This window comes from uncultured Aurantimicrobium sp. (assembly GCF_936931525.1).
Lineage (GTDB): Bacteria > Actinomycetota > Actinomycetes > Actinomycetales > Microbacteriaceae > Aurantimicrobium.
In genome coordinates, this window is record NZ_CAKZII010000172.1 from 1 (window position 1) to 19,267 (window position 19,267).

General features: G+C 52.7%; 16 protein-coding genes. 7 read left to right on the plus strand and 9 right to left on the minus strand.

The features are described from left to right. Positions 1-81 precede the first annotated feature (81 nt). From Q0362_RS08620 to Q0362_RS08635, 4 genes are all read right to left on the minus strand, one after another. On the minus strand, positions 82-1,227 hold the full coding sequence (locus Q0362_RS08620; protein ID WP_298122573.1) for a YncE family protein: 1,146 nt from the start codon (positions 1,225-1,227) through the stop codon (positions 82-84). Between the two features lie 18 nt (positions 1,228-1,245). Further along, positions 1,246-3,528, minus strand: coding sequence for an InlB B-repeat-containing protein (locus tag Q0362_RS08625; RefSeq protein WP_298122574.1), 2,283 nt, complete (start codon positions 3,526-3,528; stop codon positions 1,246-1,248). Positions 3,529-3,645: 117 nt separating this feature from the next. Continuing rightward, positions 3,646-4,962, minus strand: a complete 1,317-nt coding sequence (locus tag Q0362_RS08630) for a hypothetical protein (protein WP_298122578.1) — start codon at positions 4,960-4,962, stop codon at positions 3,646-3,648. A 370-nt stretch (positions 4,963-5,332) separates the two neighbouring features. Then, positions 5,333-5,986, minus strand: coding sequence for a response regulator transcription factor (locus Q0362_RS08635; RefSeq protein WP_298122579.1), 654 nt, complete (start codon positions 5,984-5,986; stop codon positions 5,333-5,335). Between the two features lie 95 nt (positions 5,987-6,081). Here Q0362_RS08635 and Q0362_RS08640 point away from each other — a divergent pair, with 95 nt between their 5' ends. Continuing rightward, complete coding sequence (locus Q0362_RS08640) at positions 6,082-6,207, plus strand: hypothetical protein (RefSeq protein WP_298122627.1); 126 nt, start codon at positions 6,082-6,084, stop codon at positions 6,205-6,207. 13 nt (positions 6,208-6,220) lie between these two features. Here the strand turns inward: Q0362_RS08640 and Q0362_RS08645 are convergent, their stop codons facing one another. The 3 genes from Q0362_RS08645 to Q0362_RS08655 form a co-directional block, all read right to left on the minus strand. Further along, positions 6,221-8,536, minus strand: coding sequence for a BspA family leucine-rich repeat surface protein (locus tag Q0362_RS08645; protein WP_298122581.1), 2,316 nt, complete (start codon positions 8,534-8,536; stop codon positions 6,221-6,223). Between the two features lie 122 nt (positions 8,537-8,658). Then, positions 8,659-10,368, minus strand: coding sequence for a hypothetical protein (locus Q0362_RS08650; protein WP_298122583.1), 1,710 nt, complete (start codon positions 10,366-10,368; stop codon positions 8,659-8,661). Further along, positions 10,358-11,002 (minus strand): response regulator, encoded by a 645-nt coding sequence (locus Q0362_RS08655; RefSeq protein WP_298122585.1) that lies wholly within the window; start codon positions 11,000-11,002, stop codon positions 10,358-10,360. Before Q0362_RS08655 ends, Q0362_RS08650 begins: the two co-directional genes overlap by 11 nt. 149 nt (positions 11,003-11,151) lie before the next feature. On the opposite strand from Q0362_RS08655, the gene Q0362_RS08660 reads away from it, so the two are divergent. Then, entirely contained in the window at positions 11,152-11,892 is a 741-nt protein-coding gene (locus tag Q0362_RS08660) for a hypothetical protein (RefSeq protein WP_298122587.1), read from the plus strand. Here Q0362_RS08660 and Q0362_RS08665 read toward each other — a convergent pair. Continuing rightward, positions 11,889-12,440 carry a gamma carbonic anhydrase family protein gene (locus tag Q0362_RS08665; RefSeq protein ID WP_298122589.1) on the minus strand — a complete coding sequence of 184 codons (552 nt, stop codon included), beginning with the start codon at positions 12,438-12,440 and terminating at the stop codon, positions 11,889-11,891. The two genes, Q0362_RS08660 and Q0362_RS08665, sit on opposite strands and share 4 nt — an antisense overlap. A 17-nt stretch (positions 12,441-12,457) precedes the next feature. Then, positions 12,458-14,002 carry a glycosyltransferase gene (locus tag Q0362_RS08670; RefSeq protein ID WP_298122591.1) on the minus strand — a complete coding sequence of 515 codons (1,545 nt, stop codon included), beginning with the start codon at positions 14,000-14,002 and terminating at the stop codon, positions 12,458-12,460. A gap of 62 nt (positions 14,003-14,064) precedes the next feature. Here Q0362_RS08670 and Q0362_RS08675 point away from each other — a divergent pair, with 62 nt between their 5' ends. From Q0362_RS08675 to Q0362_RS08695, 5 genes are all read left to right on the plus strand, one after another. After that, positions 14,065-15,261, plus strand: coding sequence for a CapA family protein (locus tag Q0362_RS08675; protein ID WP_298122593.1), 1,197 nt, complete (start codon positions 14,065-14,067; stop codon positions 15,259-15,261). 124 nt (positions 15,262-15,385) lie between these two features. Continuing rightward, positions 15,386-16,087, plus strand: a complete 702-nt coding sequence (locus tag Q0362_RS08680; protein WP_298122595.1) for a hypothetical protein — start codon at positions 15,386-15,388, stop codon at positions 16,085-16,087. Between the two features lie 114 nt (positions 16,088-16,201). Further along, complete coding sequence (locus Q0362_RS08685; RefSeq protein ID WP_298122597.1) at positions 16,202-17,185, plus strand: pirin family protein; 984 nt, start codon at positions 16,202-16,204, stop codon at positions 17,183-17,185. Positions 17,186-17,241: 56 nt separating this feature from the next. Further along, on the plus strand, positions 17,242-17,859 hold the full coding sequence (locus Q0362_RS08690; protein WP_298122598.1) for a DUF998 domain-containing protein: 618 nt from the start codon (positions 17,242-17,244) through the stop codon (positions 17,857-17,859). A 286-nt stretch (positions 17,860-18,145) separates the two neighbouring features. After that, entirely contained in the window at positions 18,146-19,201 is a 1,056-nt protein-coding gene (locus Q0362_RS08695; RefSeq protein WP_366099797.1) for an NAD(P)-dependent alcohol dehydrogenase, read from the plus strand. Positions 19,202-19,267 lie beyond the last annotated feature (66 nt).

The following is a 19,267-nucleotide window of genomic DNA, read 5'->3' on the forward strand; positions in this document are numbered from 1 at the left end:
GGTGGAGTGGGCCCCATGACGCGTGCGATGCTCTTGGCCAATGTGGTCAAGGCAGCGGAGCTGGCTGCTGCCGCGAAGTAATTAGTTTCTCCGCCTGCGGGATAGCTGTGCCCATGCAGCGGTTCCCATGCCGGTCAAAAGGAGCACAAGCGCGAGCATCGCTTGAGGTACTACATCGCTACCTGTGGAAGCCAAAGACGCTGCGGGCTCACTCGTTGGTAGGGCAGGAGTAGCCGTCGAAGTGGGTGTTGGGGAAGGTTCTCCAATCACGCTCACCGTTCTAGCGTAAATGTTTGAAACATATACAAATTGATTAATCGGGTTGACCGCAACCCATGATGGCCCGCTTGCCGTGGTAATTGATCGTGAGGTAATCCCGGTTGAAGTGGAGAGAACAGTTAAGTTGGAGCTGTTCACATTGGCTACATACAAATCGGCTCCGTCACTACTGAGGGCTAGCCCATATGGCCCATTGAAGCCAGTTATTGTGTTCACGGTCGTGTTTGAACCCGTATCCATAACGGTGACAGAGTTCCCCCCGGAGTTCGCTATATAGAGGGATAAACCGTCTCGGGAGAGAGCTAGGGATGCGGGTGAGGTTCCTGTGGAGAAGCTGGAGCTCACCGTGAGATCGGAAGAGTTAATAATGCTGACGGTACTAGTTCCGTAATTCGCTACATATATTTTTGAATCGTCAGGACTCAGCGCTAAGGCATAGGGGTGAGATCCCGAAGGGAGAGTGCCAGTGCTGATGATGGTGTTTGTCGAAACATTGATGGCGCTCACAGCATGGTCATCGCTCACTGCAACAAATACGCGTGTGCCCATTGAGTTCATAACCAGACTCCGGGGACAGTTACCCACTGGAATTCTGCTCGTTACTTGATTTGTTGCAAGCGAGATGGTGACAACCTCATTGGAACTGCAGAGAGCAGCGTAGGCGGTTGTCCCATCAGGAGTGATCACGATTGATGATGGAAGGCCGCTGAGTGCGATTGTGTTGACCACTGCGAGGGAACGTGTATCTAAAACAGAAATACTTGAGCCCTGAGTGTTGGCAACATAAGCAAAAAGTCCGTCCGGTGAAACAGCAATAGAGCGTGGAGAGTTGCCAACGGTGACTGTCCCGACAACCTGCAGATTCGCCGCCGAAATAGCACTCGCGGCAGTTGCCGAAGTGAGGGCCAGAGCTATCACGCTCATCAACACGAGGGCTGTACGTTTCATATGGGACATGGAAGGCTCCTAGTGCTTTCGGCGAGTGATGAAGAGAATGACGAGGAAAAAGGTAAAAACGAAGGCTGCGAATCCGATGATTATCCAGAGCAGATCAGGTGGCGCGGGGATGGTTTCAACATCGGAAGCCACATTTTCGGGTGTGGTTTCTGCCGTGTGTGATGAAGAACCCGAAGCGCCAACGGAAGGAGTTGGAGTCGCCGAAGGCAGCGGTGTCGAGATGAGAGGTGTCGACATAGACGCCTCTTGTGATGCGTTGGCTTGAGTGCTACCTACGTTGCTGGGAGAAGAGCTGGGGGAAGAGCTGGGGGATGAGCTGGGGGCAGTCGTGGGGGCTGACCCCGGGACCACATTGACGGAGAAGCAATTTGTGGTCGTATTGGAGTTCACGACCCATTTCGGATACAAGTTGAGGTTGCTGGCCGTCGCATATGAGGACCCCTCCGCATAATTTGTTCCTGAAGCGTTGGGTTCAGTGTTCCATCCGGTGAAGTCGTAACCTTCACGTTGGAGTAGCAATGTCCCCGAGTTCGCCGCGATAGTGATGGCACTCGATGATGTGACCGCGGAGGGTGGTGCCCCGCAGGTTGCCTCGTTTGCACCATAAGAAACCGTTCTTTCGTTCCCGGTGGAATTAACAAATACAGGTTCAATGACGGCATCGGCGGTGACGGTGTAAAGCAATGGGTTTGTTGTAATCGTGTTTGGAACAATCGAGGCCAATACACCTGCACCAAAAGTCGTTCCCGAGGTTGTCACAACAAAGTGATCAAACTTTTTTCCCACATCTGGAACAGCCGTGACAGACACTTTGGAATTGGCAGGATAGGCATCTCCGTAAACAGATGCTCCACTGACTGTGCCGCCATCTACTTGTATGGCACGCACTTGGTATCTGTCTACAACTTCACTTTCAATAGAACCGGCAGTTGGTGTCAATGTATCTCGCGTCTCGCCGTATTGGTCAGTTGAGACGAGGTCAGCCGATGTAGGGGCAGAAGTTGTGATGACGACCCACGCCGGTGTAATAGCGAGACGGTCGTAGTAGGCCATGGAGCCTGAGTTGCTGTATCGAACAGGTGTTCCCTTGCTCGCGGCAAAATTGTTCGAGCCCAGAGCAGGAGCGTAGCGCCCGTTTTTCACCACGATGAAAGGGTGGAAGGCAGTTGCGGTGCCAATTTCGGCGCCAGCCCCATTTCGGATTTTCGAGAGGGCACCCCCGGTAAACAGGGTGTTATTAGAGCCGTTAGCTGCGCCCGTGTAGTTGCTGTTCGTAGAGCCAATCGTTGCCAATGATGAGGAAGCTGGCGCGTGAAAAATTGAGTAAAAGAATGACACCCCGGCACCCGTTGTATAGGTCATAGTGCTGAGTCCTACGTCGTCCAGAGTAAGAGCAGAAGGTGCAGCAGATGTGCCCGAAGAACGAGAATAGTTGTAAGCAAAGAGGCTCGATGTGACGATGACAGTGCCGCCGGCTCTCACCGTGTTGTTCCCTATCGCGCCACCACCATAGTTTCCGTAGGCCACATTGCCCGTGAAGCTAGATCCCGAGACATAAAGCGAACCATCAGGGGTGTTGTTGATTGCACCGCCGATTTCCTGGCTGACGTTGTTAGCAAAGCTGGAGTTGGTAACGAACATAGTGCCGTCGTTTTCGCCTCCTGCTCCGCCCCATCCTTCACCTCTGTTGTCAGTGATTGTCGAATTCTCGATGAACATCACAGCATGAAGGCCGTTCACAAAACCACCACCAAAGTAGGAGGAGTTTCGAACCACATTTGAGTTCCGTAGGTATGTTGTACCCATGTTGTAAATGCCACCGCTCCCGCCATTGCTGTTATAGCCAGCAGGAGTTGAGTTTCTAGAATTCGAGATAGTGACGCCGTCCAAAATGGCGGTAGTGGCTGAGCTCACTCTCACAGCAGCTCCCTGCGTGTTACCGCCCTTGATTTTTATGTTCTTGAGCGTGACAGTAACTGCTCCTTGTAGTTCGAAAGCTCGAAACGTGGAAGGGGAGGTTGCGTTTGCACCTGCTTCTGTCACGCCAGGTTTAGCAACCGAGACTGTGTAGCCATGACCATCAATCGTGAGAGTTTTGTTGATGGCAAGCTGTGCAGTGGGCAGAACAATGTCGGCGGTGAGATTGATCGTGTCCCCAGCCCCCGCTGCAGCAATGGCAGCCCTGAGTTCAGTTTCCGAGGACGCGGAGCCAGAGGTTGCAAACGCTGGCGTGGCAGATAAGCCTGAAAACATTATGAAGAGCGCCATCATGATGGCAAGGTTGCGCTTCATCTTTTTATCCTCCACTTTTCACCCTATGAAGTGGGGGTGAGCCCGACAGAAGATGTACCAGTTACAGAGCAAAAAAATAGGGCTAACCCACATCAAAGGCAGGTCTCGAAGCGCCTTTTAGGAATCAAGCGTGAGGGCTAGTCGAGCGCCACCCAGTGAGGAGGCCTCGGAAAGCTCCCAGGTGGAGTTTGGTATCGACATAAATAGGTAGGTGCCCAGCCCCGCAGCTCCATCACGGGGCCCCACACCATCGTCATCGATGGTCACTAATACTTCATTTGTTTGTCTGCTCACCGTGATGACAACTTTGTTGGCCAGTCCATGCCGGACTGCATTGGAGATGCCTTCATTGAGCACTCCAACCAGCACTTCAGCATGAGCCGATAATTCTTCTATCTGCGCCCAAGATTCTGGTTCAACAGAGATGTCAAGAATGGGTGCCCAGGAGTTCACAACCTCAGCTACTCGAGCGGAGATCGGAACTTCATGCGCGGCATCGTCCGACAGCAGGCTCCGAATATAGTTCTCGAGTTCAGTCAGGCTTGTTTCAAACAATGCTGTTCGTGCTTCATTGGTGAGTTCCTCAGAACTCATCTGCCGTTTCACTTGAACTGACTTGGCAAGGAATACATTCTGAACCTGAGAGTGCAGCAGTTGTGCCAACTCACGATTTTCGCGGGACTTTTGTGCTCGCTTGAGCTCGCTGGTGCCCAGGTCTGGAGACAGACGCAGGAGATCCTCTTCCACCGCCTTGTGGGTTTTGCGGGTCAAGTTAAAGACACTTGTAAAGAGCGTGAGGGTGAGCAGAACTTGGAATGCTCCTAGCGCAGCTTGGAGCGGCAGATAGTCAGGGATGGGGCCAAACATTGCTGTCGTAAAGACAGCAATCGCCAGCGTTATCACCGCATTAGTGGCGATGAACATAGTGACGCCCCAGCCGCGGCCTGGAGTGTGAACAAGTTTTGCAAGGTTGAGACCCAGTGCAATCAGAGCGCTCTGGAGGACAATTGCCCCGAGGCCTGTGAGTAGGCCATACTCCGTGAGTTGGCTTGGCCCCATTAAGACGACATAACCCAAAATGACGGGGATGACGACATAACGGGTTTTAGTCAGGCTGACGCTGATGAGGTTTCCCAGGGTGAAGTCAGGAATTTGCTCTTGTTGCCGCTTCCAAATTTGGTGACTCAAGGGGCGAATCTCGTTCTCCCTCATGTGGTCGAGGACGGACGGCAAGGTTTCAGGCGCCTGCCTGACCGCAGCCAGAGTGATTAAGCTGCTCTCGACAAAGTTCTCGAGCGCTTGAGGGTTGGTCTGAGAAAAGGCACGAGGCTCTTCTACTTCTTGCCGAACGATTTCGTTGATGAGCTTTTCGCGGCGTGAACGATAGTGTTCCAGCTCATACAACGTGATGGGAACAACCATCACCACGATCACGCCCAGAGCACTTCCTGCGAGAACACGGCCTGATAGATCAGAGGTTGTTGTTCCAAGAACCAGGGCTGACCCAAATGCAGTGATGAGGGCTTTGGAAGACCCCAGGATTACACCTCCGAGAACAACTAACCAAACCGATGTGCTTCGACCGGAAGATGGTTGAGAAGATCTCCATAAGGAGACTCTGAAAAGGAGGAACTCCAGAGAACAGATTCCTAACGCAAAGACATTAACCCCTGTGACTGCAAGAAACTCTTGCCAGTTAGAGAGATTTCGTGTGCTGAGAATAGAGCCGCTAAACCACACAGGCAGTAACCACGCATATGTGGGGATATAGATCAGCCAACGACTGCCGATGGCAGTGCGTAACTTATTCGACCGAGTTGTCATCATCTAACTTCACGCCTAAGGCACGGAAGTAAACACGGGCAATATGAACACGTTGGTTACTGGCGGAGTCCTTTTCTAATGACAGCTTTGCCGCCAATCGACGGATGGAACCTTCTATTGCTTTTTCAGAGACGCCGCGACGCCGCGCAATCTCCACATTCGAGTGCCCCTCGGCAACAAGTTTCAGAATCGACATCTGGGTCTCACTCAGCTTCGTGCCGAGAAGGGCTTGTGGATCACGTGAGACAAGTCTGCTCGAGTGTGGGGCGGAACCCAATGCCTTGGTGACTACCGAGATGTCGCTGATGTCTTTTTTGCGGAGATATACCGTTCCCGCAGGGATAAAACTCGGGTTCTCCCCTAGGAGCCTTGGGTCGTCATAACTGGTGAGAATAACAATGCCTATCCGCGGATTGAGGGCTCGCAGTTTGCGAGCAAGATCAAGACCAGTGGGCCCCTGACCCAAGTGGAGATCAATCAGTGCGGCAGAGGGAATGAATTTCTCAGCTAGTTCCACCGCCTCACCAACAGTGGAAGCGGTGTACACAGAACCCATGCCGGAGCTTTTCAGGCTGGAAGCCAGAGTGATGCGCGTGAAGTTATCGTCCTCCACGACTAGTACATCAAGCTCCATAGCTCCAGTATTCCCTTGAGGGGGACGGACGCCTAGAGAAAAAGCGTGGGTTAACCCTACGAATTCGAAGTTGCTTCTGCCTTGTAAATCTCAAGGTGATTACGGTAGTTCGCTGCGTTGTTGCCCCTGGTCAGCAGGCAGAAGAAGTTCTTCACGCTTCCGGCATCAACGTGAACCGTAATTCAGTACCATTCGACCCACGTCCGCCCGGAGCTCGTTAATGAGGCCAATTAGCTAGTTTCGCCGTCTGTTTGAAATTGCCAGCGTCACGAGACCCAGCCCGGCAAGCAACAAAAGAAGACCCGTCAAGAGCTGTTGGTACATTTCCGAACCAGTGTGAGACAAAGCATTGACATTTGTTTCGACGGCGACCGAGTTAACCAATATTGGTACCGAAGTCACGAAGGGAGCATAAGCGACACTGTCAGACGGAGTAAATGTCACGCTCACGGTCTGCGAACCCCCTGATGGGATGGCCGTTGGCGTTGTGAAGGTAAACGTTCCCGGGATGGATGCGCTGCCACCGGTTAGCAGGCTGCGGTTCAAAGCATCTCCGGCGGCAATCGCGGAAGCAGACGGGGCTTGTGTCAACGTGGCTACGGGAGTTTGCACTTCTCCCAGGTCGACGATGCTCCACCCGTCTGCTAAGAGAGCAGCACGGTCAGCTGCAACGCTCGCGAAATAGTGGGAATCTCGCGCGTCTAGGCTTATATTTTGCAAGTGGCTCCCGCGTGACCAACTTCTGAGGGCACGACTGTAGTTCAAAGTTGAGAGAGCCGAATTGTTAAACATCAGCCTCATATTCGTTGCCCGTGAAATGTCCCACCCGCTGATGTTTTGGTTGAACGCAGTTGCTTGGGAAAACATCTGGTTCATATTCTCGACGTGTGTTGTATTCCACGCGTCGATGGCCCCATTGAATGTGGATGCGTACTTGAACATGGCAGCCATCGACGTCACATTGGCCGTGTCCCATCCGTTCATGGGTTGGTTGTAGTTGACGGCCCCATCGAACATGTAGCTCATATCCGTAACAGCACTCGTGTTCCAACTATTGAGATTTTGGTTAAAGGCACTTGCACCCTCAAATGTCCCACTCATGTTTGTCACGTGTGACGTATCCCACGCACCGATGGAGGAATCATTGATAAGCGGACTGTAGCCGAACAAGTAGGACAAATTGGTCACGGTGGGGGGAACATTTGCGGGTACCGCAGTGAGATTTGAAGTATGGGACAGGCCATGATTGAGAGTTGTGAATGTGGGGCCAAGATCTCCCCAGCTGATCAGTTCTTGGAGCATATCTGCCCCTAGGAATGGTGCGTAATCAAGATCGCTGGGTTCAAAACCAAACCCCGATGCCGCCCCCACGACAGTCACATTTACCGTGGCGGCTTGAGCGTATGTATGGCTGATGGATGCCGCGCCGAAATTTGCAGAAGAAAGTGCCGAACTGAATGTTCCATCGCCCCATCCGATGGTTCCGATGAAGTCACGCAGAGGTAGCTTGACAATGGCACCATTAGGCACGTTGAATTTGAGCACCATCGGCTCGGCGACATCTAGCGAAAAAACACTCCCAAATCCGCCGGGGTATCTAGTAGCAACCCATGCCTGCGCGCCATTCGGCGTAATTGCCACGGAGGAATGGAAGCCCATCGCTCTTGACTCGGTGACCACGAGGGTCCTGAGGTCTATCACACTCACTTTGTTGCCTGTGTCGTGCGCAACGTAGGCAGAGGTGCCACTGGGGTTGATCGCAATGCCCGTGGGATTGAACCCTACAGGTATCGTCGCAGTCACTTGATTAGAAGCAACGTCCAAAACGCTGACAGTGTGACTGTTGAAATTAGTGATTAGCGCCTTTGTACTGTCAGGTGTGAAAACAATTCCATATGGGCTCGTCCCAACGTTTTGGCCACCAACAACGTTGGTGGCCAAATCAATGGTGTACACCTGGTTGTGGCCAAAAGCATAGTCAGTAATAGTCGCGAATCTCCCGTTCGGAGAAATAGCTATACCGATGGGCTGCGCACCAGAAGTGAGGGTAAATGTCCTAGAAACGATACCTGTGGCGAGCGTGATGACACTCACCGTTCCGTCACCAGAGTTAGTCACATACGCTTTTGTCCCATCAGGTGAAATGGCAATTCCCGAGGGAAAGGCGCCGACGGTGACTGTCTGCGTCACAGTATTCGTCGAGACGTCGATTGCGCTAACTGAGTTACTCCCGAAGTTAGTGACGTAAACTTTTGCCCCATTAGGCGTCACGGCAATGTTGCGTGGGTTTGTTCCGACATTGATTGTGACGTGGCTGGCGGCCGGATGCACGAGAGAGAAGACGCTGACTGTGTTGCTTCCGTAGTTAGCGATGTAGGCATTGAGACCATTCGGAGCCATTGCGATGCCCATCGGATCCGATCCAACGTCGAAGGGTGCCGATGCGACATTTATCGTGGCCTGCGCGGCTTCGGAAGAAGCGGAAGTGATCCCCACGGCACCGAGTAATGTGCCAATAAATATAAGTGCGAAGAGACGCTGTGCGCGCATGATGAGTCACCTGTCTGTGAGAACTATCTCCAAGGTATGTAGCTGTGATTACTACAGAGCCTGAGCAGTGCAAGACAGACAGTTAACGCGGGGAAAACCCTTTACTGATGGGGAACCTGTTTTTAAATTGCAATGATCAATCGAAAGCAGGCGCCGCCCATACCTGAGGAACGGGTAAGTCCCCATGTTGAGTTCGCAATCGTCGAATAGGTAAGCGTGCCCAAGCCCGGTGAGCCATTGCGAGGGCCGAAGCCATCGTCGTTAACTGTGAGAGTAATCGTTGTTTCGGTAGTGGCCAAACCGATTGCCACATTGCGAGCCATACCGTGGCGTACTGAATTTGTTATTGCTTCGCTTATCACGGCGGCGAGTTGTTCGGCATATGTGTCAATGCGATGTTGTTCAACGTGGTTGAAGAGCGGAAGTGAAATGTTAACCCCGGGACCCCAAAGCTCTCGCAGACGTTCCAAGAAGCTTCCAAGGCTCTCTGAATTGTTGGGACCGGCAGGTACGCTCACGTTGAGCGCTTCGATGTAGTTTTCTAGTTCAAGAAGAGTTGACTCCAAGAGTTCCTGCTTCTGCAAGCCTGACACCTCAGAATCTTCAATCTTTGTTCGAAGCATTACAGCCTTTGCGAGAAAAACATTTTGAACTTGTGAATGCAACAACTGCGCAAGTTCACGATCAGTTCTGGCTTGCTTGACTCTCGTCAATTCTGTGGAAACCAAATTCGGGGAGTGAGCCAAAAGGTCGAAATCCATCGATTTTCGGGTTTGCCTTGTCAGTGAAAAAGCGCCAGTGAAGAGTATGAGGGACAACAAAAGTTGCAGAACCGAAAGAACGGATTGAACGGGAAGCAGACTAGGGATTTGGCCTAGAACAGCGTTTGTGATTATTTCAATGGCCAGTGAAATGGTGATAGCCACTGCGACGTAAGCAAAGATTCCCCTGAGAGTGCCTCCCGGAGGTAGCAATTTAGCCAACGAGAGGCCTATAGCCAGAACGGCAGATTGAATACCTAACGCGACGGTACCCTCCACCAAGCCATAGCCACTTATGTTTGTCGGTGCAGCAATTACAGCGAAACTCACTACAACAGGCACTACTAAGAAATTCATCTTGCTCAGGCTCAGCGCAATCATGTTGCTCAAAGTAAATTCAGGGATTCTTGCCTGTTCTCTTTGCCAAATCCTGTGACTTAGAGGGCGAATCTCGTTATCCCGCATGTCGTCTAGTACGTCAGGGAGGGTCTGCGGTGCATCACGCACAGACTCAAGGGCTTTCAACGCGGTACTTATGAACTTGGTTAGTTCTGGCTGTGTCGCGGCGTAGCTTTCTGCTGAGACTTCGCGGCGTACTAAATCAGTAATGAGATTAGCGCGCTGCACGCGGTACTTCTCAAGTTGAGCCATCACTACAGGGACCACGAGAACAACCAGGATTCCTAGAAGAGAGGCGGCAACAACACGTCCTGAAAGATCTTCAATAGCGGTTCCAAGAATGAGATGAGAAACGAATGCTGTGACAACTGCTTTACTCACACCGAACGCAAGGCCGCCAGCTAATACGAGGATGAAAGGCACGATTGCCGTGCCGCCATCCGCAGCAGCACGCCAGATGGTTTTGCGAAAAACGAGGTACTCGATGGAGCAGACGGCAAGTGCAATCGTGTTGATTACGAAGACGATTAGGAGATCATCCCAACCGTTCAGATTGTTCGTGCTGAGTATTGATGCTGAGAACCAGAGTGGCATAAGCCAGGCATAGCCCGGTGTGAACGTAAGCCATTTGCTCCCGACCGCGGCGCGAAAGCCGCTGGGTTCATTCGACATCGCCCAGATTCAGCCCCAAGGCACGGAAGTAAACCCTGGCAATATGAACCCGTTGATTGCTCGTGGAATCCTTTTCTAAACCGAGTTTGTTGGCAAGGCGCGTTAGGGTGCCTTCAACTGCTTTGTCAGAGACCCCTCGTCGCCTAGCAATCTCAGAGTTGGAATAACCTTCGGCAACTAGTTTGAGAATCATGAGTTGATTTTCACTGAGCTTTGAGCCGAGTAGTTTCATGTTAGGTCGGGAGAGTAGCTTGCTGGAACTCGGCGCTGAGCTCAGAGCCTGAGTCACGACTGAAATATCACTTATGTCTCGTTTCAACAGGTACTTCGTTCCCGCGGGAATAAAGTCTGGATTTTCGCCCAACAACCGTGGGTCTTCGTAGCTGGTGAGAATTACGATGCCGATGCGGGAATTCTGGGCACGCAGTTGTCTTGCCACATCTAGACCAGTTGGCCCAGCACCTAAGTGAAGATCGAGGAGAGCCGCTGTGGGCAAGTGTTTGTGAGCCAGTGTTAGTGCTTCGCTCGCCGTGGATGCGGAGTAAACATTGTCTGCCCCTGCTGCTTTCAGACTTGAACTCAGCGTAATTCGCGTGAGGTCATCATCCTCAACAACCAGCACATCTACGCTCATTGATTCAGTATTGCTTGTCTTGAAGATACTTCACAGAGAAAAATCTAGGGTTTCCCCTACGAAAAATTGGTGAGGGGTTTTCCCCACATTAATTGGCTCGCTTCTTTCGTTCGACTCCACTATTGAGTTCGCCTTCTTAACGTTGACTCATGAGGAAATCTCTTATCGGAATGTCCGTAATAAAGACCAAAATTACCCGACACTATTTCCATATGCTGGCTCCTGTCCCTAAGCCAATTAATGTATTCGTAGCCGCACTCGCTGTTCTACTGGCACTGACTGCTTGTTCAGGGGGAAGCACGAATGCTACAGAGTCAGTGGTTGGCGAAGCCGGCACTAACGGAGCTCCTGGTCTACAAGGAATCCCCGGCCTTCAGGGTATTCAGGGCTTGACGGGCAGTGCTGGTAGCCAAGGGGAAAAAGGTGCGACTGGGGCTACGGGCCCTGCTGGGCCGCAAGGGGCAACAGGTATTACAGGTCCTGCCGGGCCACAAGGGGAAACAGGTGCACAAGGCCCTGCTGGGCCTGAATTTCCACCATCAGTTTTTGTGAATCAGCTACCTGGCGCTTTTACAATTTATAGAGCTGCGGGATACAACCCAGTAGTTGCATTGACGGAATTGCCTGTAGGCAATTACTTAGTCTCACTATCTGGGGAGGCAGACGGTGCGGTGAAGTGCACCGTTATTGGTGCTGGAAATATTGAAGGACAACACGTTTGGTATACCTCAGAATGGATAACAGGTTCGTTTGTATTCCAAGGCCAACATCTGATTTTCATGGATTCTGTAGGAAGTCTTGATGTCCGATGTATTCCTCATAGCCTCTCGCACGTTCAAATTTCGAATATCACGGTTACTGCATTGCAAGTTAGGCAACCACCCGTCTAGTCCCCTTTAGAAAAAGCCGTTTCTGCCTTGTAGATCTCCAGGCGCTTGCGGTAGTTCGCTGCGTTGTTGCGCACGGCATCTTGCTCTTCTGGAGTGAGCTCACGGCGCACCTTCGCAGGAACACCGGCAACTAGAGAACCGGGAGGAACAATCATTCCTTCCAGCACCAAAGCGCCGGCAGCAACCAGTGAACCCTTCCCAATGACAGCGCCATTCATCACGGTGGCATGCATGCCAATGAGGCAGTCGTCTTCCACGGTGCAGCCGTGGATAACCGCGTTGTGCCCTACCGAGACGTTCTTGCCCAAGGTGAGGGGGTAGCCGGTGTCGACGTGTCCACTCACGTTGTCTTGGATGTTGGAGCCCTCACCGATCACGATCGGTTCGTAGTCTCCACGCAGGACTGCGTTGAACCAGATGCCTACGTTGGCGTGAAGGGTCACATCGCCGGCCAGGCGACCGCCTGGTGCGATGTAGCACGAGTCATCCACGCTGGGAGTGCCGTAGCTAGGGACAGAAATAATCTGGGCTGAATCCTGAGACGTCATGAACTCAGCCTAGAACGCTAGCGCCTCGGTGCGGGAGGAAGTTTGGGTCCAATTTCCGGTGCGCGGCGAGCATACGACTTTTCGGCGTTCTTGGCTTGCCACTTGCGCAGCACACGCCACCACCGTGCAGTCTTGTGTTTCCAGGCCTTACGTAACTCTTTGCCCCACAGTTCCAGCACGGCTGCGTCATTGAAAGACTGCACAGATTGGATTGCAGCAGCCCTCATCGCCATCACCTTTTCTGCTGAGAGTCCCTGCAATCGAACGATGGCTGCAGCCATGGCGTCAGTGTCACCGTCAGGAATAAGGAAGCCGTTGACCCCGTCCTCAATGATGTCGCTAGGGCCATAGGGAATATCGAAAGAGATAGGAATGCAGCCCGCTGCCATACCTTCCAGCAAAACCAACGGAGTGCCTTCAGTCTCCGAGGTAATCAGAATGAAGCTCGCAGTCTTGGTTTCACCTAGGGCTGTGGTGCTGTAACCGTGGAGGATGGCAAAGCGTGAGGCGTTTGTCGAGGTAATCATGGCATCGACTTCTGGCTTGCTTTCACCATCGCCATACACATCAAGGTGAATGGGGGTGGAAGAGTGAGCTTTGCTTGCTGCTTCGATAGCCAAGTGCACACGTTTGCGAGGCACAAATGCTGCCACCACAATGCCACGATCGAGTGGGCGCTCGAGAGTTATCGAGTTGGGGTCAGGCAACGGCACGGAGTTGGGAATAACCACCAGGTTGGGACTGGCCCCCACAATGTCAGTCACGTCAGCGCGCTGACGCTGAGTCAGTGTTGCCACGAGGTCGTAAGCAGGAAGGTTCTGAATACTCTTACTGCGTGCTTCACTCAAGATGGGGCGACCATCGGAGGTAACTCCCTCGATGTGAGCTCCCTGAATGACGTGCACGGTGAGGGCATTGCGCCTGCGGTATTCCACGAACATGTTCACAGCGGTCTTGCTGTCGACGATGTACGTCGTGGGAGTCTTACCAAACATCCGATCGAGAGCCCAGTGATAGAACTCGTTGGGGAATTTCCAGAGCTTGTAGGGAGATCCCTGCAGGTCACACAACACAATGCGACGACCGCCACGAACGCCGCGCTCGCGGGCATCCCTGCGGTCGCTGAGCAACAACGTTCCGTCTTCACGGAAGTGGTCTACTTGCAACACAGTTACGTCATCTGCTGCGTAACGGGTGCGAGAAATCTCTACGCCATTTCGGAAAGTTGATTCAAAGGAATCCGTATCCGACAGGGGGGTGAAAGCTTTTGCAACCGCAGTGGAGACGCCGCTTGCCCGGGTAGGGACTTTCTCTGTGCGGAGCCAATCCCAGAGATTACGGATAGAGACATCTCCAAAGAGGCGCCCCATCTCACGAAGCTCTGCTTCAACCTGCGCATAGTCGGGGAAGTTATCGAAGGTGAGTACCGTGACGTGACCAGCACCTGACTGACTCATGATCCCTGCACGGTGAAGCAAAGTCACCGTGAGACCGCCAGAGTCGGTGCGGATTCCCCACGTCACGCTGACGTAGTTAGAAGTAGGCAGAACCGGTGAACTCACTAGCTCATGCTACTTCCTGAGAGTTAACGAACGGGGTCAGCATGCACTGACAGAATGGAGATATGAAACGGGGAATCATTTCGGCAATGTTGGCTATAGCCATCGGTGTAACCATGAGTGCGTGTGCTCCAGAAGCTCCTGCAGCAAAGCCAGCTGTCACGAAGACTGCCACACCCACGCCGACTCCCACCCGTAATCCTGGTGTTGGACCTGAGTGTCCCACCGATGACTGCTTCACCATCACTGCCACAGGAGACATGCTCTTCCATGCAGGTCTATGGAAGCCAGCGGTGATTCCTACCGATGCCAACGGCCGCAACTATGACTTCATGCCGCTGCTCCAAGGTCAGAGTGTGTATCTGAACCAGGCAGACATTGCGATGTGTCACCAAGAGACTCCTTTTGCTCAGGTGGGAGAAGCCCCTACGGGATACCCCATTTTCAATACTCCCTGGGAGTTGGCAGTCACCACCAAAGCAATTGGCTACGACGCCTGCACCACGGCAAGTAATCACACCGTGGACATGGGTTACTCAGGTGTGGTCAGGACCTTAGACGTGCTGGATCAGAACGGCTTGAAGCACACCGGTTCCTACCGGTCACCTGAAGAAGCCAACGGTGTTCTCATCATGGATACCCCCGCAGGGAGGGTCGCCTTTATTGAGCACACCTTCTCCGTCAACGGCAACTACAACGAGTTCGACTGGCAAGTGAACTACCCACTCGACCCAGACGTGATGATTGCCCGAGCAGCTCAGGCTCGTGCTGAGGGCGCCGATGTCGTCATCGGCGTTCAGCACGCAGGAACTGAATATTCGAATGAAGCGGACATTCAGCAGATCAACAATGCACACGCATTGATTGATAGTGGTCAGTTCGACATGGTTTATGGCCACCACCCCCATGCCATTCAGCCGATGGAGCTCTACAACGGCAAGTGGATTGTGTACTCCCTGGGTAATGGCATTAGCGAATCTTCTGGTGACTACCCCGTGAACAACGAGTTCCTCATCATGCGTGCACAATTCAGTAAGGCTGCAGATGGTTCATGGTCTGTCAGTGACATGGCCTGGGCGCCCGCAACCAACAAACAGGACGGCGTCTACCGCTGGTGTTCTGTTGCATCTGATGCTCCGCAAGGAGTGTGCCAGTCACCAGAGTTTGATGCGGGTGTACGAGAGCGAACTCGTGCCACGGTCAATGCAATGGGTGCTGAAGCAGCCGGTGCGCACGAGTGGCTGGTTACTCAAGAAAAGTAGAGCCTTGTCCTCTCAGGCTTTGTGACGGCTCGCGTCCAGCCTCGGGGTTCATAAGAAACACTCAGGTTAGGCTTAAGTACGAACTTTTCTACACCCCCAAACATGAAATGAGAGTGTTTCTCTGATGGCTAAGTCATCTTTTCTTTCCTCGCTGAAAAAGGCGTTCACCTCCGGTGCAAAGCAGGCTGGCGCAACCGCCGCTGTTGTTGCTGACAAGGTAGACGACGTCACCGCTGATGCAACCGTGGTTGCAAAGAAGGCAGCAACCACCACCAAGAAGGTCGCCACCACCGTCAAGAAGGATGCATCCAAGACTGCAGCTTCTGTTGGTAAGGATCTTGCACACGCAGCTGGCACCATCAAGAAGGATGCTGCAAAGACCACCGCAACCGTTAAGAAGACTGTTGCTGCTGCCAAGAAGGCTCCTGCGAAGCCCGCAGCTAAGCCTGCTGCAAAGAAGCCAGCTACCAAGCCTGCAGCGAAGCCCGCCGCAACTAAGGCTGCTCCTAAGGCAGCTGCGAAGCCCGCTGCAAAGAAGCCAGTAGCTAAGGCACCAGCAAAGGCTGCCGCACCAAAGGCTGCCGCTAAGCCTGTCGCCAAGAAGCCCGTTGCAAAGCCAGTAGCTAAGAAGGCTCCTGCTAAGCCTGCAGCTAAGCCAGTTGCAAAGGCCGCTCCTAAGGCAGCCGCTAAGCCCGTCGCAAAGAAGGCTCCGGTCAAGGCAGCTGCAAAGCCCGCCGCAACCAAGGCTGCTCCTAAGGCTGTTGCAAAGCCAGCAGCCAAGCCTGCTGCTAAGAAGCCAGCTGCGAAGCCTGCAGTAAAGAAGTAATTCGAGCCCAGCTCACCAAGATGGCATCCCTTCGGGGATGCCATCTTTGCTTAATGGGAATACTTTTCTTGGCCGAAGACTTATCCTCAGAGATAGTCCAATAAGGAGCTCATAATGCCCGCAGTAACCGCTGATACGTTCACACTTCCTCACCTCGCACCTGCCGTTGGCCGTGCTCGTGCAGTGAAGTCCGTGACTAAGGGGCCACAGGCATTCGAAGGTGATGGTTTCCCTGTTACTCGCGCATTCGCTGGCGTTTCCTACCAAGACATTGATCCGTTCATTCACATGGACCAAATGGGTGAGGTCGAATACGCACCCTATGAACCTCGTGGAACCTCATGGCACCCCCACCGTGGCTTTGAGACCTTCACCTACATGATCGATGGCACCTTCCAGCACCAGGACAACCATGGTGGCGGCGGCATCATCGAGAACGGTGCCACTCAATACATGACCGCAGGCTCTGGTGTTCTTCACATCGAGACTCCACCAGATGAGCTGGTGATGTCCGGCGGTTTCTTCCACGGCATCCAGCTCTGGATCAACCTGCCAGCGGCAAAGAAGATGACAGCACCGAACTATCAAAACCTTGCTGGTGGAGATGTTGAGCTTCTCTCCAGCCAAGACGGTGGAGCCCTGATTCGCGTCATTGCGGGTGAGATTGATGGCCACGTGGGTCCGGGTAAGTCACAGACTCCGATGACCATTGCACACGTGACACTTGCTCCCGGAGCTTCGGTCTCGATCCCCTGGAACCCTGAGTTCAATGCCCTTGCCTACACACTTGCAGGACAGGGAACTGTCGGTGAGGGTGAGATGGGTGGAAGCGCAGCTCCCATCACAGCAGGAACACTTGCTGTCATGGTTGATGGTGATCGTCTTGTGCTCACCGCCGACAAAGTTCAAGATGCCCGCAATGGTGCTCTGGATGTTTTACTTCTTGGCGGTCAGCCCATCAACGAAACTGTGGTGGCATATGGACCCTTCGTGATGAACACCAAGGCAGAAGTTGTTCAGGCTCTAGAAGACTTCAACTACGGACGCTTCGGTCAGATTCCTGACGATGCACTCCAGCCTTTCCATCACAGACACTAAATATTCTTCAGCAGGTGCTTGGATAGTCCCGTAAGCTCACACGCGAAAGGGGCAACATGACTCAAACTGATATTCACCCTCACCAGGTCAGTCGATTGTTGCTTTTCTTAGCTGTATTGGGGCCTGTCCAGTCTGTGTTGGGCTGGAGCTTGTCCGCAGCGCTCTGGCCTGGCTATGACCCCATTGTTCAAACCATTAGTGAATTGGCATCACCTGAATCCCCGGTGAGATATCTCCAATCAAGCTTCTTCATCTTGGGTGCACTGATCGACATCGTTGTTGCTCTGAAATTTACGGTGATAGCCAAACCAGCTCGGGTGTTGTTTTTTCTGGGCGGGTTAGCAACCATTGGTCTCACAATTTTCCCCACCCCATTGGTGGGAGTCTCGGAGCCTCACAGAGTTTTTGCCACGATTTCCTTTGTCATCTTTTCGATATGGCCAGTGTTTGGAATGCGGTTTGGTCGTGAATGGCCCACCATCGTTCGCCCGCTTGCTTCTATCATCGGGACGCTCGTTCTTGGAGCTATTGCATTCGGATTCTTGGCTATCTGGACGAATCCCGACATCCACACCGCAGGATTCTGGGAACGTGCAGTGACCACAAGTCAGGCTATCTACCCAGCTCTGGTGATATTCCTGTCCTGGCGGTTTATGAAACATCAGAAAAGCTGAGGCCATTCGAGCTCTTTAAGACCTCAACTGCGGCCTGTTCGGGCAGATATCTGACGACGCACTTCAGTCCTTCCATCACTGCTCTGAGTGAGTCTGAATCGTAACTTTCGGGTTCCTGGGTTCCACAGAACCTCTTGTGGCATCAGAAATGCAACCCAGTTGCAGCCATGTGCACCCACTTGTAATTTTCTGCACGACTTCTGGAAATTCTAGAAATTCGAACCTCAGAAGAGTTGACTGGGTATCGTCCGCATCGAGCGGTTATTTGGAATGAAATGAGGAAATCGTGGCTCAAACCATGAAGGCTCTGCAATATGTCACGGTGGGTCAACCACCACAAATCGTGGATGTTCCCAAACCAACTGCGGGCCCGGGACAAATCGTTCTGAAAGTTACTGCTGCTGGAGTTTGCCACTCTGATGAATTCATCATGAGCCTTCCAGAAGAGGTATTCAACGCCATGGGTTGGAATACTCCAATGACACTTGGACATGAAGGCGCCGGAATAGTCCATGAGCTCGGAGAAGGTGTTACTGAATTTTCCCTGGGTGACTCCGTTGCAATTTATGGCCCGTGGGGTTGCGGAACCTGCAATTATTGCGTCCAAGGTAAAGAGATGCTGTGTCCGTTTGCAGCGGGCATGGGCATTCAGCCTCCGGGCTTAGGTGCACCTGGCGCGATGGCCGAGTATGTGCTTATCGATTCCCCCCGTCACCTTGTTTCTTTGGGTTCGCTCGATCCAGTTCAGAATGTGTCGCTGACGGATGCTGCTCTTACTCCCTATCACGCCATCAAGAACTCTCTTGCAAAGCTAGGTGCTGGTTCTACTGCCGTTGTCATTGGTGCAGGCGGGTTGGGGCACATGGGTATTCAGCTCTTAGCAGCACTCACAGGGACCACCATTGTTGCCCTCGATGTGAGTGAGGCAAAGCTTGAACTTGCTCGGGAGGTAGGCGCACACTATGCCTTCCAGAGCAATGACGACGCTATCGCACAGGTCCAGAAGATCGCAGGCGGCATTGGAGCCAATGCAGTCTTCGACTTTGTTGGTGCGCAGGCAACGGTTGATTTGGCAGGGAAATTAGTCAGGCCTGAAGGCGACCTCCACATTGTCGGTATCGGTGGTGGAGCGTTACCTGTCGGCTTCGGTGCGACAGCATACGACGTCAACATTCGCACACCCTATTGGGGTTCACGCCTCGAACTCATTGAGGTCATCGAACTAGCGCAGCAGGGAAAGATTAAGGTCGAATATGAACAGTTCGCTCTGACTGATGGTCCCGAAGCGTATGTTCGCCTTCACAAGGGAAGCCTCCGTGGCCGCGCAGTATTAGTTCCCTAAAGTTCTACCAAAGGCGATGTGACTGATCTCCTGGTTGAATTTGAAACAAGAAAATACCCTCTATTT

Coding starts and splice junctions, on each gene's coding strand:
- Q0362_RS08620 (WP_298122573.1), bottom strand. CDS start 1,227: ATGAAACGTACAGCCCTCGTGTTGATGAGCGTGATAGCTCTGGCCCTC.
- Q0362_RS08625 (WP_298122574.1), bottom strand. CDS start 3,528: ATGAAGCGCAACCTTGCCATCATGATGGCGCTCTTCATAATGTTTTCA.
- Q0362_RS08635 (WP_298122579.1), bottom strand. CDS start 5,986: ATGGAGCTTGATGTACTAGTCGTGGAGGACGATAACTTCACGCGCATC.
- Q0362_RS08645 (WP_298122581.1), bottom strand. CDS start 8,536: ATGCGCGCACAGCGTCTCTTCGCACTTATATTTATTGGCACATTACTC.
- Q0362_RS08650 (WP_298122583.1), bottom strand. CDS start 10,368: ATGTCGAATGAACCCAGCGGCTTTCGCGCCGCGGTCGGGAGCAAATGG.
- Q0362_RS08655 (WP_298122585.1), bottom strand. CDS start 11,002: ATGAGCGTAGATGTGCTGGTTGTTGAGGATGATGACCTCACGCGAATT.
- Q0362_RS08660 (WP_298122587.1), top strand. CDS start 11,152: ATGAGGAAATCTCTTATCGGAATGTCCGTAATAAAGACCAAAATTACC.
- Q0362_RS08665 (WP_298122589.1), bottom strand. CDS start 12,440: ATGACGTCTCAGGATTCAGCCCAGATTATTTCTGTCCCTAGCTACGGC.
- Q0362_RS08675 (WP_298122593.1), top strand. CDS start 14,065: ATGAAACGGGGAATCATTTCGGCAATGTTGGCTATAGCCATCGGTGTA.
- Q0362_RS08680 (WP_298122595.1), top strand. CDS start 15,386: ATGGCTAAGTCATCTTTTCTTTCCTCGCTGAAAAAGGCGTTCACCTCC.
- Q0362_RS08685 (WP_298122597.1), top strand. CDS start 16,202: ATGCCCGCAGTAACCGCTGATACGTTCACACTTCCTCACCTCGCACCT.
- Q0362_RS08690 (WP_298122598.1), top strand. CDS start 17,242: ATGACTCAAACTGATATTCACCCTCACCAGGTCAGTCGATTGTTGCTT.